15 protein-coding genes and 2 pseudogenes are annotated in these 14,930 nt (G+C 67.0%); 5 read left to right on the top strand and 12 right to left on the bottom strand.

Features of this window, described 5'->3' with window-relative positions:
* Positions 1-44 precede the first annotated feature (44 nt).
* Entirely contained in the window at positions 45-1,247 is a 1,203-nt protein-coding gene (locus OG734_RS47375; protein WP_330285396.1) for a hypothetical protein, read from the bottom strand.
* 83 nt (positions 1,248-1,330) lie between these two features.
* Between OG734_RS47375 and OG734_RS47370 the strand changes: the two genes are divergently transcribed.
* Positions 1,331-2,130, top strand: a protein-coding gene (locus OG734_RS47370) for an IS5 family transposase (RefSeq protein ID WP_199820873.1) whose coding sequence is annotated in 2 segments (ribosomal slippage) — positions 1,331-1,670 and positions 1,670-2,130 — 801 coding nt in all. Because the reading frame shifts where the segments join, the coding sequence is not laid out codon by codon here.
* Here the strand turns inward: OG734_RS47370 and OG734_RS47365 are convergent.
* The 6 genes from OG734_RS47365 to OG734_RS47340 all read right to left on the bottom strand — a co-directional run bounded on the left by OG734_RS47365 (position 2,102) and on the right by OG734_RS47340 (position 5,411).
* Entirely contained in the window at positions 2,102-2,437 is a 336-nt protein-coding gene (locus tag OG734_RS47365; RefSeq protein ID WP_330285397.1) for an ankyrin repeat domain-containing protein, read from the bottom strand. The two genes, OG734_RS47370 and OG734_RS47365, sit on opposite strands and share 29 nt — an antisense overlap.
* A gap of 43 nt (positions 2,438-2,480) precedes the next feature.
* Complete coding sequence (locus tag OG734_RS47360) at positions 2,481-2,855, bottom strand: hypothetical protein (RefSeq protein WP_330285398.1); 375 nt, start codon at positions 2,853-2,855, stop codon at positions 2,481-2,483.
* Positions 2,856-2,865: 10 nt separating this feature from the next.
* On the bottom strand, positions 2,866-3,195 hold the full coding sequence (locus OG734_RS47355; protein WP_330285399.1) for a helix-turn-helix domain-containing protein: 330 nt from the start codon (positions 3,193-3,195) through the stop codon (positions 2,866-2,868).
* The gene (locus OG734_RS47350; RefSeq protein ID WP_330285400.1) at positions 3,195-4,316 is read right to left on the bottom strand and encodes a tyrosine-type recombinase/integrase; all 1,122 of its coding nucleotides are present in this window, start codon (positions 4,314-4,316) and stop codon (positions 3,195-3,197) included. Before OG734_RS47350 ends, OG734_RS47355 begins: the two co-directional genes overlap by 1 nt.
* 110 nt (positions 4,317-4,426) lie before the next feature.
* Positions 4,427-4,642: a hypothetical protein gene (locus OG734_RS47345; protein ID WP_330294032.1), complete on the bottom strand. Its 216-nt coding sequence runs from the start codon at positions 4,640-4,642 to the stop codon at positions 4,427-4,429.
* A 205-nt stretch (positions 4,643-4,847) separates the two neighbouring features.
* On the bottom strand, positions 4,848-5,411 hold the full coding sequence (locus OG734_RS47340) for a peptidoglycan-binding protein (RefSeq protein WP_330285401.1): 564 nt from the start codon (positions 5,409-5,411) through the stop codon (positions 4,848-4,850).
* Positions 5,412-5,656: 245 nt separating this feature from the next.
* Between OG734_RS47340 and OG734_RS47335 the strand changes: the two genes are divergently transcribed.
* The 4 genes from OG734_RS47335 to OG734_RS47320 all read left to right on the top strand — a co-directional run bounded on the left by OG734_RS47335 (position 5,657) and on the right by OG734_RS47320 (position 9,569).
* Positions 5,657-6,667 carry a winged helix-turn-helix domain-containing protein gene (locus tag OG734_RS47335; protein WP_330285402.1) on the top strand — a complete coding sequence of 337 codons (1,011 nt, stop codon included), beginning with the start codon at positions 5,657-5,659 and terminating at the stop codon, positions 6,665-6,667.
* Between the two features lie 257 nt (positions 6,668-6,924).
* Positions 6,925-7,149: a hypothetical protein gene (locus OG734_RS47330; RefSeq protein ID WP_330285403.1), complete on the top strand. Its 225-nt coding sequence runs from the start codon at positions 6,925-6,927 to the stop codon at positions 7,147-7,149.
* A gap of 213 nt (positions 7,150-7,362) precedes the next feature.
* Complete coding sequence (locus OG734_RS47325; RefSeq protein ID WP_330285404.1) at positions 7,363-8,931, top strand: ISL3 family transposase; 1,569 nt, start codon at positions 7,363-7,365, stop codon at positions 8,929-8,931.
* Positions 8,932-9,185: 254 nt separating this feature from the next.
* On the top strand, positions 9,186-9,569 hold the full coding sequence (locus OG734_RS47320) for a hypothetical protein (protein ID WP_330285405.1): 384 nt from the start codon (positions 9,186-9,188) through the stop codon (positions 9,567-9,569).
* Positions 9,570-9,882: 313 nt separating this feature from the next.
* Here OG734_RS47320 and OG734_RS47315 read toward each other — a convergent pair whose 3' ends face one another.
* The 5 genes and pseudogenes from OG734_RS47315 to OG734_RS48295 all read right to left on the bottom strand — a co-directional run bounded on the left by OG734_RS47315 (position 9,883) and on the right by OG734_RS48295 (position 14,840).
* Complete coding sequence (locus tag OG734_RS47315; protein ID WP_330285406.1) at positions 9,883-10,374, bottom strand: nucleotidyltransferase domain-containing protein; 492 nt, start codon at positions 10,372-10,374, stop codon at positions 9,883-9,885.
* 97 nt (positions 10,375-10,471) lie between these two features.
* Positions 10,472-11,263: pseudogene (istB, locus tag OG734_RS47310) on the bottom strand (IS21-like element helper ATPase IstB).
* Positions 11,260-12,915, bottom strand: a complete 1,656-nt coding sequence (gene istA / locus OG734_RS47305) for an IS21 family transposase (RefSeq protein ID WP_330285407.1) — start codon at positions 12,913-12,915, stop codon at positions 11,260-11,262. The pseudogene istB and the gene istA overlap by 4 nt, the downstream one beginning before the upstream one ends.
* A 66-nt stretch (positions 12,916-12,981) precedes the next feature.
* A complete protein-coding gene (locus OG734_RS47300) occupies positions 12,982-13,491 on the bottom strand; it encodes a transposase (RefSeq protein ID WP_330285408.1) in 510 nt (169 codons plus the stop codon).
* A 279-nt stretch (positions 13,492-13,770) separates the two neighbouring features.
* Positions 13,771-14,840: pseudogene (locus OG734_RS48295) on the bottom strand (IS630 family transposase).
* Positions 14,841-14,930 lie beyond the last annotated feature (90 nt).

The raw sequence follows: 14,930 nt of genomic DNA, 5'->3' as shown, positions 1-14,930 counted from the left end.
CGGCATGTTCCCCCCATCAAAGGCGTGTACCGGTCGAGCAGACTTCACCGAAATGGCTGTTCAGCGGCCTGATCCAGCAAGGCCCGTGCGGAGTCCGCGTAGCGGATGGCGGTCTTCTCGTCGATGCCGAAAACGAGGGCGAGGTGAAGGGGGTCGGCGCCGTGGGTCAGGGCTTCTTCGAGCTGGCGGTCGACACGGAGTCGCTCCAGGGTCGCGGTGAGGTTGCGGGTGGCCCGGGTGGTCCAGAGCTTGCCCGCCGGCCCGAGTTCGACGGCCGTCTTCTGGGTGATCAGCAGGTGTGGGTTGGCGGTGTTCGGCCAGCGGGTTCGGCGGTGGTCGAGCCAGTCCAGGACGGCCTGGCGGGTGAGGTCGTCGAGCGGGCGGACGTGACCGGCGACGGTGATTCGCCCGTTGCCGAGATCCACGTCGTACAACTGCATCGTTCGGATCATCTTCGGCCGTGCCGCGTGGACGGCGGCCAGGGCAGTGATCAGCTTGATGTCCGGGGTGGTCGCGCTGGCGACCGCCTGGTCGATGTCCGCTTGCCCCAGGGGCTGGGCGACGCCGCCAGCCTGCCGGTGGACACGGATCCGTTGGGTGGGGTTGCGGAAGATTTGGCCGTTCCTCTTCGCGTGACGGAACAACGACCGCAGTGCGACGACGCGGCTTTCCCGCTGCTTGCCGCTGGCGGCGTCCCGGGCGGCGACGATGTCCTCCCGGGTGACCTCCCGCAGATGGTCGTAGTGGCTGGACCACTCCAACAGAACCGATTGGATCTCGTTGAGGTAGGTCCAGGCGGTCTGCCGTGCGCGGGGCTCGGACCGCGGGCCGCCGTCGAGTAGGGTCCGGGCCCAGGAATCGACCTCGCCGCGGATGCCCGGGGCGACGGCGTCGAGCTTGCGGTCCAACCATCGGTCGATCGCTGGCGTGCGGTCGTCGGTGAACAGGCCCAGTTGATCGAGAACTTCGGCGGTCCGACCGACCGGGAGTCCCCGGCCTCGCAGGGCCGGGAAGATCTCGGTGTAGCGGATCGACTCGCCCTCGGCATGGCCGGACAGCACGATTACCAGGGCCCGGTCGACGTCGCTGGCGACCCAGCGGGTCCACCCGCGCGCCTCACCCAGAGCGCGCGCTGCCCGCCGGGCCCGGACCAGCCACGGGTTGGCCAGGTCGGCGTGCCGTTCCCGTTCGAAGGTGCGGTAGTCCCGGGTGGTGGTGACCAGAGGCGGCTGGATCCAGCCCGTCATCACGAGCTCAGGGGCTGGCCCTGGTGCCCGTTTTAGAAGCCATCTCATTTGGCTGGCTTGTTAGGCTCTTGGCTGTGGTGGGGATCGTTGAGCGGCTGGTGCCGGACGAGTTGTGGGCGCTGTTTCAGCGGGTGGTTCCGGAGGCGCCCTCACGGCCTCAGGGCGGTGGTCGGCGGCGGCACGGTGACCGTGAAGTGCTGGCTGCCATCGTGTTCGTGGCAACGTCCGGTTGCACCTGGCAGCAGTTGCCGGCCGCGTCCTTCGGGCCGTCCGGCGCGACGGCTCACCGCCGCTTCACCGAGTGGACGAAGGCCAGGGTCTGGGCGAAGCTCCACCGCCTTGTCCTTGACGAACTCGGCTCCCGCGGTGACCTGGACTGGTCTCGGTGTGCGATCGACTCAGTGAACATGCGCGCCCTGAAAAGGGGGACCTGACAGGTCCGAATCCTGTCGACCGGGGCAAGTACGGCTCAAAGATCCACTTGATCACGGAGCGGACCGGTCTGCCCCTGTCCGTGGGAATATCGGGTGCCAACGTCCATGACAGCCAGGCCCTGATCCCGCTCGTGAAGGGCATACCGCCGGTCCGCTCCCGCCGGGGACCCCGACGTCGCAAGCCCGACAAGCTTCATGCCGACAAGGGCTACGACTATGCCCACCTGCGGCGATGGTTAAGCAGCCGAGGCATCCGGCACCGTATCGCCCGCAAGGGAGTTGAGAGCTCCCAGCGGTTGGGACGTCACCGTTGGACGATCGAACGCACCATGTCCTGGCTCGCCGGCTGCCGCCGTCTCCACCGTCGTTATGAGCGCAAGGCCGAGCATTTCCTCGCTTTCACGAGCATCGCCTGCACCCTCATCTGTTACCGGCGGCTCGGCCGCTGATGTGGGTCCGCAGCAGTTTCACCGCCAGGTCGTGGCCGTAGTGCTTGGCGATGTCCATGGGGGTGCGACCGTCTGGATCGGCGAGCTCCGGGTCAGCCCCGAAGGCCAGCAGCACGGCAGTGGTGTGCACGGTCAACGGTTGGCCGCTCTGCAGGGAGCCGTCGCCCTCGGCGTCGATCGCGTGCGTCAGCAGCGTCATGTTGCTGAAGGCCTCATCAGGATCGGTACCGTGGGCCAGCAACCGGGCCAGGGTCTCGGCATCCTCGTGCTCGACCGCGTGATGCGCGGGTGTCCAGTAGTCGCTCACCAAGGCATTCAACCGCCACCACAGCACGTCTGCCAGCGACTATCTACACAGTCATCCACCAATTGAGATGACGTCTAAGGACGCGACGCCCCTGCTTGCCGACGGGCGGTCCGCCATTGCGAGGCCGCTGCAGGCCCGCGAAGAAGAGCTGTTGGTGCTTCACCCGCCGTAGGAAGATCGCCAGTGCGGCGGCCTCGCCGTTGACGCCCGCAGCCTTGACGGCCCAGCTGGCCTGGGCCCGGCAGAGCCGGCAGCGGCCGTCGTGGACGGGAACCTCGCGACGGCAGACAGTACATGTGCCAGGCGGGTTGAGCTGGCCGTAGGTGTAGCAGGCCCGGCAGAACCGGCCGGGCAGCTGCCCCCAGGCGAAGCAGCCCACGCAGGAGGCCGCAGGCTTGTTGTCGCGGATCTTGCTCACCGTGGCGGCGTCAGGCCGGCGGGAGGGATCGGCCATCCCGGCGCTTGGGGATCACTGCCGGTGTGGCAGTCCCCGCGCCGACTGCCGCTCGTTCCGTCTCCGCCTGCTCCGGGCGGCCGACCTTTTCCGGCTCGGGGATCAGCAGGTCGCTGATCTCGCAGCCGAGGACGACGCAGATGACGTCCAGGTCCTCCAGCTTGAGCGAGACGGGCTGCCCGGACCACAGGCCCGACATCTTCCCCGCCGAGATCACCAAGCCGTGCTCGGCCAGGTTCCGCTGGAGCTCGGAAGCCTTCCAGACCCCTTTGTTCGCGGCGGTCAGCCGCAGGTTCCACCTCATCAGACCAGTCCTTCCAACCGCTTCGCGGCCCGTTCCATCCCGGCGACCCAGGCGTCCTCGACCCGGGTCTGCTGGACGTGGATGTATCGCATCGTGGTGGCGATCCACGAGTGTCCCAAAACCTCCTGGATTGCGAGCAAGTCCAGTCCGCTTCCGTAGAGTTGGGACGCGCAGAAATGTCGCAGGACGTGCGGTGTCAGCTTCTCGCCCCACCCGGGCAGGTGCACTTTGGCCGCGTCCTTGAGCCCATTGCGCAGGGCATCGTCGCCCACCCGACGTGAGGAACCGTCGGCGTTCTTGCGCTCGGAGGGAAACAGCGGGGTGCCGGGGCGGGTGTGGTCGTCGTCGAACTGGCCCCAGACATCCTCGATGAACCACCGAAGGGTTCGGTCGGCGCCGTTGATCAGCGGGACCATCCGTTCGCGTGGGCCCGATCCGCGGGCGCCCTTGCCATGGCGGACGTGGAGTTTGCCGAAGCGGCCCAGGTCCCACTTGATGTCATCCAGGTCGAGCCCGCATGCCTCGCTCACTCGCAGGCCGACCTGGGACAGCAGCTTCGAGGCGGTGTAGTTCCTGGCGGTAGGGGCGAACTTGCGGCAGGTGGCCAGCTCACCGCCCCAGCCGGTGAAGAGCGCCCCGACCTCCGGCTCGCTCGGTGGAATCCGCAGTTGGGCGTCCTTCGCGCCGCGCGGCTTGTTCATCTCGTCGATCGGGCACTCGATGACCCGGCCGGTCATCCGGTGCAGTTCGACCTTGTGCCGCAGCTCCAGGAACATGAAGTACGTGCTCAGCGCCTGGGACCGGGCCAGCCGGGTGCCGCTCGGCGAGCCACGCAGCACCTTCCCGAAGTACGCGTCAGCGTCGGCCGGCTCCATATCCCACAGCGGTCGGCCGAACCAGGTTCTGATCTGGTCCAGGTGTCCGACATCCCCGCGGATCGTGCCGTCCGCCAGTCCTGCCGAGGCGCGTGCGAGGACAAACCCGGACAGCGCGTCGGTCTCGAATCTCTCTAGTTCCTCCGCCGACGCGGGCGCCCAGTGCTCGCGCAGGTCCCGTACAACTGCCAGCGCCCCCAACCCGAGCCCCCTCACCTTCGGCCCGACTGCGGATCGGTCGGACACGGTGAGAACGCTTCAAGAATCCCGAAGTTACGTCACGCGACCACAGAGCACTCGAAGGAGGAAGAACCCCCTGGCCACGGGGGCGGGGACTCAACGAGGCTCAGAGGAACTCACGGGATGTCGCACAGGAGGTCGTGGATGCCGTCGGTCGTGGGGTTGTTGGAACAGCGCGAGGTCGCCGCCCGCCGTCGCGTGGACGGGCTGAGGGAAGAGGCCGATCGCGTCCAGGCCGAGTTGGCCGTGGCCGAGCGGGAATGGCGGGAGTGGGCCATCGCCTGCTCGCGGGTCGGCGAGGTGCTGGCTCCCGTGGACGCCTCAAGCGTCACTGGGGGAGGTGACCAGTTACACGTCAGGGCCCGTACCGGCTACGTCCGATACGGGCACCAGTCAGTTCCCGGAGTCTGTAACTGCCGGACTCTGGGAGTCTGTCCTTTTGAAGTTCGGCCAGGGGCTGTCAGCGCCCATGACCTGCTGCAGGTTGCGCGGAACCTCCCTGCCCCCCGGCGGATTACGGGGGTAAAGGAACGAGCGTCAGCTGCAGGTCCGGTATCCGTAGCCGGCGATGCGCCAGATGTCGTCCCCGTCCCTGAAGGAGTACTTCCCCTCGCTGTTGCGCACCACGGAGAAGCTGTGAAGGTCTCCGTAGTACGTCATGTTGAGCTGCTCGCCCCTGGCCTCGCTGCCGCCCGTCACCTTGAGCTCGTCGTCGGCGCGGCCGAAGGTTCCGCCACCCACGACCCCGTCGACGCCTAGGTTCCAGTGATCCTGCAGATTCTCCGTTGCCCCACGGGTGTTCGGGCCGAACTGGCCGTCGACGTCAGAAGCATCGAAGTTCGAGCCGTCCGTTTCGTCCGCGCCCTCAGCCCAGAGGATCTTCTGCCACAGGCAGACGGCGTTGTTGTCGTCGTACCACGCGCCGGCGTCAAATTGCAGCTCTCCCTCGTCGCTCCAGTCGCCCTTGTAGGAATCGTAGCCGCGGACGTAGCCATCGGACTTGGCTGCCGAGGCTGGGGACGCGCTCAGGGCGAGGGCGCCGACGGCCAGGGTGGCGCCGAGGGCTGTGGCGATGCGCTTCCGTGTTGCGGTGATGGTCATGTGGGTTCCCCGTAGTCATCGTGGTTGAGTGTGGTGGCGCTGCCCCGGGATCAACCGGGTGCTGTGCATGCTCTTATTGCGAGGAGGACATGGTGCTGGTGGCCTCGGACCACCAGCACCACCGCTTCCCCCCTGCTCCAGATTGAGCTGTCGGTGGCCGGAGCCGCGACCTGATTCGGCCTAGACCGAACAACGCCACAGCGGAAAGATCATCAGGCCTGTGCCTCACAGCTTTGGGGGAGACCGTGGTCTTTCGTATTCACTTCACGGCTGAGGACTTGGCGCGCACGAAGGTGGCTGATTCGCCGATGCCGCTTGCGGAGCTGAAGGCGGCTGCACGAGCCTTGCAAGATCGCAATCAGCTGGCTCGACTGAGCGGCTGGCGTCGACACTCGCTCGCGCAACTGTCCCCTACGGCACGCCTGGCCCTGGACTTCATTCCCCGTGTGGGTTGGTCACCAACTTTCATTGGTGCGCCCAGGGCCGGCGCCCCGGAGGAACTCGTCGAGCAGGTACGTGCGACACCGGTCAGTCAGATTCGCACGGCGCTGACTACGATCCTCCCTCGACACAGTCCGTCCGCAGTCCCGCCTCTGACGCCCCGCCTCACCGACTCAGCCTTCCTTGGGGAGGTTTGTGATGGCCTCAGCGCCCTCTACGAGGTACTCCTCGCTCCTTACTGGTCAGAGATAGTTGACGCCTTCGTCGCCGATAGGTCGGTGCGAATGCGGCAGATGCTGCACGGGGGCGTGGAGTCATTACTCCGCCAGGTCAATCCGCAATATATGCGCTGGAAGGCTCCGATACTGGAGATACCCACGCCGAGGGACGACAACGAATACGACCTGCACCTGGGAGGCCGAGGTCTGCTGCTCATGCCCTCGGTGCTGCTGACAAGCCCTGTTATCCACTACGACGCTGAGCCCCAGCCCGCCGTCACCTACCCAGCCAGTTACGACCAGCCCTTGCGCCGGTTGACCTCCTTCACGCCCAAGGCCGCCCCCAGGCGAGTCACCGCCCCAGTCGCAGCGCTGCTCGGACACACACGAGCTGCTGTGCTTGCCGCCGTTGCCGAGCACCCAGGCTGCTCAACCAAGGAACTAGCTGCCTTCACGGGGCTGGCCGCATCCAGCGCCAGCGAACACGCCACCACCCTCCGCGAGGCTGGGCTAATCACCACCATCAGGCATCGGAACACGCGGCTGCACAGTCCAAGCCAGCTAGGACTCGGCCTTTTGAACCACACGTCAGACTGAGCGGGCACCGGCCTCCAGTCGGCCTGCTCGATCCCGGTCGCCCGTGGCCCGCTATGACGCCGTGCCACTCTCTCCGTGGCGACGGGCCTTGGGTTTCTCAGCCGGCCATCGCACCCGTTCACGCGCCATGCGGTACATGTACCCCTCGCCGCCGTCCGGTGCCTGGGCCTCCCCGATCCGGGTTTATCCACAGGCCGGAACGCGGTCGGCGGTTCCTCCGTACGCTGCTGCCCGAATCGACCACGGGGGTGTGCGGGATGCGGTACGGCGTGGTGGTGGAGGAACTCGCGGTGGAGGTCATGGCGCAGTTGCCGGACGACCCGGCCCGACGGGAGGTGATGGCGCTCGTGGAGGTCGCGCGGATGGATCCGCGGGCCTGGCCCGATGTACGCGACGTCGGCTCGGTGGAGGAGATCCGGGAGGCGGTCGGACGGCGGTGCTGGATGGCTTTGTCGATGACTTGGAACAGCGTGCGTCGATGAGTTCTGACAGCGGTTCCTGCTCCGTGGGTTCGATAATGTCGGTGAGTTTTGGGCTCTGGCAGCGATCACGGGGAGCCGTCACGGTCGGTGAAGGGGCTGTTCGATTCCGGACTGCACGCCGGGGCGCGCCTCAGCCCGAATCGCCATATGTGGCGCTCCATCAGGTGTGGTGAGTGCGAGCTGTTTCGTACCGTCCGGGGCGATGCCCAGGACATGGACCACGACGAGATCTCCTGGCAGGACGTGCTGTTCGAGGGCGTCGAGGTGCTGATCACCGCCGCAGTGCACGGGGTGAGTGGACTGATGGTGCGGCTGGCCGGCCGGAGTGGTGAAGGCGTGTGTCCGTCCTGCGGCCGGGCGTCGGCACGGGTGCACGACCGCTATGAGCGACAGCTGCAGGATCTTCCGCTGGCCGGGCACGCCGTACGGATCCTACTGTCCGTGCGACGCTTCGTGTGCGTCGATCCGGCTTGCTCCCAGCGCACATTCGCTGAGCAGATATCGGGGCTGACCAGCCCGTACGCGCGGTGCACTGACCGGCTCGGCGAGCTCCTGGACCGAGTCGCGCTCGCCTTGGCGGGCCGCGCCGGGTCCAGGATGGCTACTGCCCTGGGGCTGACCGCGGGGCGAATGGGGCTGCTGAACCGCGTCCGGGCGATGCCTGACCCGCTCCACGACACCCCGCGGGTCCTCGGTGTCGATGATTTCGCCACCCGCCGCGGTGTCCGGTACGCGACGGTGATTACCGATGGTGAGACGCACCAAGTCATCGACGTGCTCCCGGGCCGCGAGGCAGGACCGCTGGCCGACTGGCTCACCGCGCACCCGGGCGTGGAGGTCATCTGCCGGGACAGGGCTGGGGCTTACGCGGAGGGCTCCCGGCTCGGCGCCCCGGAAGCGGTCCAGGTCGCCGACCGCTTCCACCTCTGGCAGGGCCTCGGCCGGGCCGTGGAGAAGACCGTCGGCGCCCACCGCTCCTGCCTGCAAGAACCGGCCCCGATACCGGCGGACGGCACCGAGCCTGCGGTGGCGGCGGATCCCACCGGACCGCGCGCGGAACGCAAGCGGGCCGCTCACGCCCAGGTCCACGAGCTGATCGCGCAGGGACACAGCCTCCGCGCGATCGCCCGGCATCTTGGGTGGGGCCGGAAAACGGTGTTGAGGTACGCGCACGCCGCACGCTGGCAGGACATGATCGTCGGGATGCCACTGCGGCCGAGCAAGCTCGATCCCTACAAGCCCTACTTGCAACGCCGATGGTCACAAGGGTGCACGAACGCCATCGCCCTGCACCGCGAGATCACCGAACAGGGCTACCCCGACGGATACGCCTCCGTCCGCGACTACCTCGCGGCCTTCCGGCCCAAGGCCGGCACCCCGGCGCCCGCACCACCCAGCGTCCGGAGGGTCACCGGCTGGCTCACCCGCCACCCCACCACGCTCAGTGAAGAAGAACATCAGCACCTCAAGTCGATCCTGGCCCGATGCCCCGAACTGGAGGCCGCTCACCAGCACATCCGCGACTTCGGCGAGATCCTCACCTGTCACCTCGGAACCCTGCTCCCCGACTGGATCGACGCCGTCGTCCGGGACGACCTGCCCGGACTGACCGGCTACGCCCGCAGCATGAACAGCGACTTCGACGCCGTCACCGCCGGCCTCACCCTGTCCTGGAGCTCCGGCGGCACGGAAGGTGCCGTCAATCGCATCAAAAAAATCAAAAGGCAGCTATACGGGCGTGCCGAATTCGAACTACTCCGAAAGCTGATCCTGCTTCAGTAACCGACCGTGACGACTCCCCGCGACCACTGCCAGAATCTCCAACCTCCCCCAGTGCTGGGGTGATTGGTGAAGATCAGGTGTCTTGTTTTTGGCCCCGTGGGCCGTCCTGAATTGGGACCTTCGTGGTGGCGGAGCGCAATGTGGCGGTGGTTGGGGGCCAGCGGCAGCATGACGGCTCTGGTGGCGATGGCCAGCGGTGTGGACAATGACAAGATCGATGTGCCGGATCGGGCAAGGTTGGTGAGGAGCACGAAATGAGCGTCGATCGTCCAGAGCCGGCTTCCGACCGACCCGTCTGTGATCAGTTCCCGGAGATCCCCGAAGAACGTCGGATTGCCGTCGAGCGGTTTCTCACCATGAGGCCCGAGCTCGTGCCGTATGCCAGCAACCTCCTGCGCCGACCCGACATTGCGCCACTCGCGGTCGAAATGTTGCTGAAGTTTGCGGAATTCGAGGCGGAGGAGCGGACGCGACGCGAAACCGCCCCCAAGGCCCCTAGGTCTGCCGGCACCGGCAGAGGCAATGCATGGCTGGACTACGTTGCTGCTTTGTCAGGCGCTGACATCTGGCGCCTCGCCGTCGAGTTGGACAGCGAGAGCAGCCAGCACCGTGACATCGCTGAGGGAAGACGGAGCTGACGACGCGGGCTGTGGAGAAACGACTGGATGCGTATGCCACCGCTCTGATGGCCACGCTGGGCTGAACAACCCGCGGCGCGGGCCCGGCGGCCACATCCAGCAGCCGAGCCGACCGCACACCCGCACCGGGATACCCCGAGTACCGGCAGGCTCCCGGCCGACAGCCCTGCGACGCCTCCGAATCGAACGGCAACATCACTCGCCGTGACGGCTCCCCGTGATCGCTGCCAGAGCCGAGTTTTGACACCGCCTCGGGTTGCTCGGGCCTCCTTCCTTGATCGGTCTTCGAAAGAGCCTCGGCCCACAACTTGGGTCAAAAGTGCGTGGCGATCCCGAAGGTGCGGCGGAGCTGCGCCATGTCGTGCCGATCGCGTTCCGATGGTTCGTATCCCTGGTGGAAGTAGACCTGCTGCTCGGCGGACAAGCACGGGACGGGCGTCCCCTGGACGGTCCCCGTCACGAAGCATGCTGAGGGATAGACGAAAGGACGCTGCGGATCGGGTGACGCCTGCACCGCTGAGCCGTCGTCGGAGAAGACCAGCGGATGAAGGTCAATCTCTCGCCCGTCCGGGGCCGTCACGACGAATCGGATGGGCCTCCAGTCCAGGCTCTCCACGAAACCTTCCGCCGAGAGGGCCGCCAACGCAGCGGCTTCCTGGTCTTGCCGGTGCATCAAGTCCAGGTCGCGATGGTCCCGGGTCTGCTCACCGAGCAGAGCATCGATCCCCCATCCTCCACCGACCCAGACATCCACCTTCGCCCGCCGCAACAAGGCCAGGACGAACAACACGTCATCAGCTTTCATCACCCGATGCAGGCTAGAAGCGCCAGCCTCGGGCAGCGAATGATTTCCTTTGGGCCTGACAGGACAGGCTCCTGTCGAAGAGAGCCCGTTGTGATCGTCAGTCGGAGTGCTGCTCGGCCCTGGCTCGGGTCTGGGCAAGGCGGAAGGAGTCGGTGCCGGTCTCAATGATGTTCCCGCCGAAGGTGAGACGGTCGACAATGGCTGCGCAGAGCCGGGGGTCGGTAAACGTTTTTGTCCACCCTCCAAAACTTTCATTGGAGGCGATGGCGACGCTGTTCTTTTCCTCCCGTTCGGTGAGAACTTGGAACAGCAACTCGGCGCCCCGCTTGTCGAGTTCCATGTATCCGAGTTCGTCGATCGCGAGGAGATCGACGCGTCCGTAGCGGGCGATCGTCTTGGTCAGGACCTTCTCGTCGGCGGCCTCGACCAGCTCGTTGACCAGCTTGGTGGCCAGGACGTACTTCACCCGTTAGCCGGCCATCGCGGCCTCGGTTCCGAGCGCGATCAGCAGATGGGACTTCCCGGTGCCGGAGTCTCCTATGAGGCAGAGCGGCAGGCCCTTTTTCACCCATTCGCAGGATGCGAGGGTGTGGATGACGGCCGGGTCGATGTTCGGGTTGGCGTCGAAATCAAATTGCCGCAGAGACTTTTCCCGGGGAAAAGAGGCGGCCTTGATCCGGCGCTCAGAACGTCGGCGGGCCCGGTCGTCGCACTCGGCCAGCAGCAGTTCCGCGAGGAACCCGCGGTAGGTCATCTGGCCCTTGGCCGCGTCTTCGGCGATGTCGGCGAACTGGCCCCGGATCGTGGGCAGTCGCAGCGCCTTGCAGGATGCCTCGATGGCCGCGTCGGCGGCCTGCTCAGTCAGGCCACGGTGGCGTTTGACGGTCACGGCTCTTCTCCCTCGGGTCGGGGCCGGCCGCCCGGCCGGCGTCGTCGCAGTAACTGGTCGTAGACGGCCACCGAGGGCAGCGGCCGGGTGTCCGGCGGCAGGTGCGCCATTCTCCGCTCGGTCAGGGAGGTGACCTTCGGATGCCCGAACCGGTCGGACTCCGGCCCTTCCGGCAGCACCGCCGGAGCGGTGGTGTCGTCGGCCTCCGCTGCCTTGCGGGCCTCCAACGCGACCGCGTCCGAGGTCATCGCTCCCGCCCGCAGGGCCGCGGCGAGTCCGGCGACCAGGTGCTCGTGGGGCATGTGCCGGCCCAGCAGCAGGACCTCGATCAGTGCCCGGGTGCCGTCCCTATCGCCGTGGGCCTTGCAGGCCGCTGCCCACCAGGCGTCGTGGACCGGGGTGAACTTCCCCGCCGAGCGGGCCTGTTCCAGCGCGGTCGAGCCGGGCAGCGCTCCCGGTTTGCGGATCAGTGCCTCCAGATAGTGGTCCAGCACCAGTCGGGACCCAGCCTTGGTCATCAGCCGTTCGTGCCGGGCGACTTCGACGCCGTCGTCGTAGACCACCAGCTCGGAGGCGTGCAGCATCACGCGCACCCGTCTTCCGATCAGCCGCACCGGCACCGAGTAGTGGTTGGTGCGGACGCTGATCTGGCCGTAGCGGTCCACCCGCAGCGCGAACAGCCTGCCCGTCTCGAACGGCTCCGTCGGCAACGGCTTCAGCAACGGCTGTTCCGCGGCGAAGTACTCGCCGACCGTCCGCGGGCGGGAGCGGATCCGCCGGGCGTCGTCCTCCTCGTCCCAGCGGTCGACCATCGCGTTCAGTTCGGCCAGCGAGCCGACCACGGGAACGGGGACGAAGTGGTTGCGGCGGAAGTAGCCAATCTGCCCCTCCACCCCGCCCTTCTCGTGTGCTCCCTCGATGCCGGGACGGCAGTAGAAGACCTCGATGTCGAAGTGCGAGCGGAACGCGGTCCACCGTTCCGTCTCCACCCGGGCCCGGTTGAAGCCCAACACCTGGGCGACGGCCGAGTTGAGGTTGTCGTAGCGGACCTTGCCGGTCGGCACCCCGCCCAGCACGCTGAGAGCGTGGACATGCCCCTCGAAGAACGCCTCCTGGCCGCCGGAGGCGGACACCCGATGCACCGCCTTGCCGGAGTACGACAGACGGAAGGAGAACAGGCTGCACTTGACCTGCTCGCCGGCCAGACGGATCGTCACATCCCCGAAGTCGACCTCCGCCTCGGCTCCCGGCCGGTGGGACTGCGGCACGAACGCCTTCGCGATGCCCCGGCCCGCCGCGATCCGTATCTCCTCGCGACGTTCCGCGACGTAGGCGCGGACGATCCCGTAGGTGATGTCGGCCGCGCCATGCTCGGCAACCAGCCGGTCGAAGATCCGCTTGGCAGTGTGCTGCTGTTTGCGCGGCGCGGTGAGATCCGCCCGCAGCATCTCGTCGACCAGCCCCTTGTACGGGTCCAGCCGCGTCCTGCGCGGCGGAAGCTTCTTGCGCGGCTCCGGCCAGACCGAGGTCAGAGCCTTCTGCACCGTGCGGAAACCCACCCCGTACTTGTGCTGCAAAGCCCGGTTCGACAGACCGGCCCGAGAATCACGACGGATCGCCGCGTACAGATCAACTTTGGACTTCGGCGGCATCCATGCCCCCTCACCACGCGGTGCACTTCGATGGTCCCACCGCAAGCACCAGGGTGGTGGCAAAACTCAGCGATACCGCTCTCCGATGAGGCGGGGTGGTGTCGTCGCTGACCGACAGGCGGTGTCACTACTCACGCGCACAGCCACTACGCCGCCGCGCGCGGCGGCGTAGGTGAGCATCACCATGACCTGACAGTTGCGGACGTCACCGGTCGCCCCGCAGTGCTGGTGGGCGACCCCGACGGACTTGTCACCCTTCTTGATCACCTGGGTGTCGTCCAGCACCAGCGTCGCGCCCGGATCCCCCAACTCCCGTGCCACGTAAGCCTGCACCTCGGCCAGCAGTCCCTCCGCGCTCCAGGACGCCTCGCCCAGGAACTTCTGGATCCGGTGCGGGGTGGCATGTCCGGCCCTCCCCGCCATCGTCCAGCCGTTCTTTCGGCCCAGGTCCGACAACAGCCCCTCGATGAGATCGGCGAACACCTCCCGCGGCTCCGGCCGGGCGAACAGATACCCCAACCCACTTGTCAGGGCAGCCAGTTCCTCCGCCCACCCCTCAACGTGTTCCGCACTCACATCCGTCAGCATGACCGGACAACGATCAGCACCGATCACCAGTCACATGATCTGAGGCTGTAGTACTAGCTTGCTCAGTGCCCTTCGCGGCCAGTTAGGCGATCGTGTTCGTCGTCATTTTCGGCTAAACCTGGCGCCAGCGCTCTGGATCGCCAGGACACCGCCTGGTGGACAGGTTCCAACGACCGCGTCACGGCTGAGGAACCCGAAGGACACCGCCCGGGCCTCGCTCGTGCCGCCAACGCTTACCCGCCAACTAGAGATCTTCAATGGCTGAGGTTACGGCGGTTGGAAGTCGAGGCCGGTCTTGGCGATGAGGCCGTTGATGAGGTGGGGTCGGTACTGCATCCGTTTGAGCCGGGTCTTCACCAGCGTGGTGAGCTGGTCGAGGCTGTGTTTGGTGAGGTTGGCCAGGGACCGTTTCAGGTGCGACCACACGCCCTCGACCGGGTTGAACTCGGGTGCATACGGCGGCAACTGGTAGACGGTCAGCCATAATCAGGCGTCGATCAGCTGCCGCATGGTGCGGCTGACGTGCGTGTTCAGGTTGTCCCAGACCAGGACGATCGGGCCGCCGAGCTGCTGGTGTGCGGCATCCAGCAGACGGGCGTAGTCGGTCTCGGTGAAGCCCTTGCGCCGGCCTTTGGCGGGGCCGCGGTCGAGGTGGATGCGGTAGATCAGCCGGGACCGATGGCCGGACTTCGTGCAGATCAGTGCGGCCATGGAGACGCGTTTGGTGCCTGCGGCGGTGACCCGCACGACGGGTGTGTGGCCTCGGCGGCCCCAGGTTCGGCCTTTGGGCGGCCTCAGGCCCTGGCCGGCTTCGTCCTCGAAGCAGAGCCAGGCGCCCAGGTCCGCCGCCGTCTTTTTATGACGGGCCACTGCTCGTCCTTCCAGGCAGCGATCTTCTCCTCGTCGCGCTCGGTGGCCTTGCGGGAGGGAACCTGCACGCTCCAGCCGATGCGGTGCAGCAGCAGGTCCATCCCGGCCAGGGTGTACTCGACGCCGAACCGGCGGCGCACGACCTCGGCGATCCTCGCCAGGGTCCAGCACTGGTCGCTCCAGCCGGCAGCGGCCGGGCCGGCGTCCAACACCGCTTCCAGCCCGCGTAGTTGACCCGCATCGAGCTTGCAGCGGGCACCGCCGGGGCCCTTGGAGACCAGGGCCTGCCGACCGCCCGAAGCCAACGCCCGCCGCCATCGGTTCGCCGACATCCGGGTCACCCTGAACCGCCGGGCCACCTCCCCGTCACTGGCCCCGGCCTCGATCAGATCAGCCGCCGCCAACCGGACCCGCTCACGCCGGACCCGCTCCTCAGCCGTCAGCCCTCCGCTATCGGGATACCTCATCCCTCCGGCATAGCGCAGCCCACGACAACCGTCACGACCCCACGTAACCCACACCCTTAAAGATCTCTAGAGCGCTCAGTCACACTTGTT

Source organism: Streptomyces sp. NBC_00576, assembly GCF_036345175.1.
Classification (GTDB): Bacteria; Actinomycetota; Actinomycetes; order Streptomycetales; family Streptomycetaceae; genus Streptomyces.
This window is presented reverse-complemented; position numbering and strand designations above follow the sequence as displayed.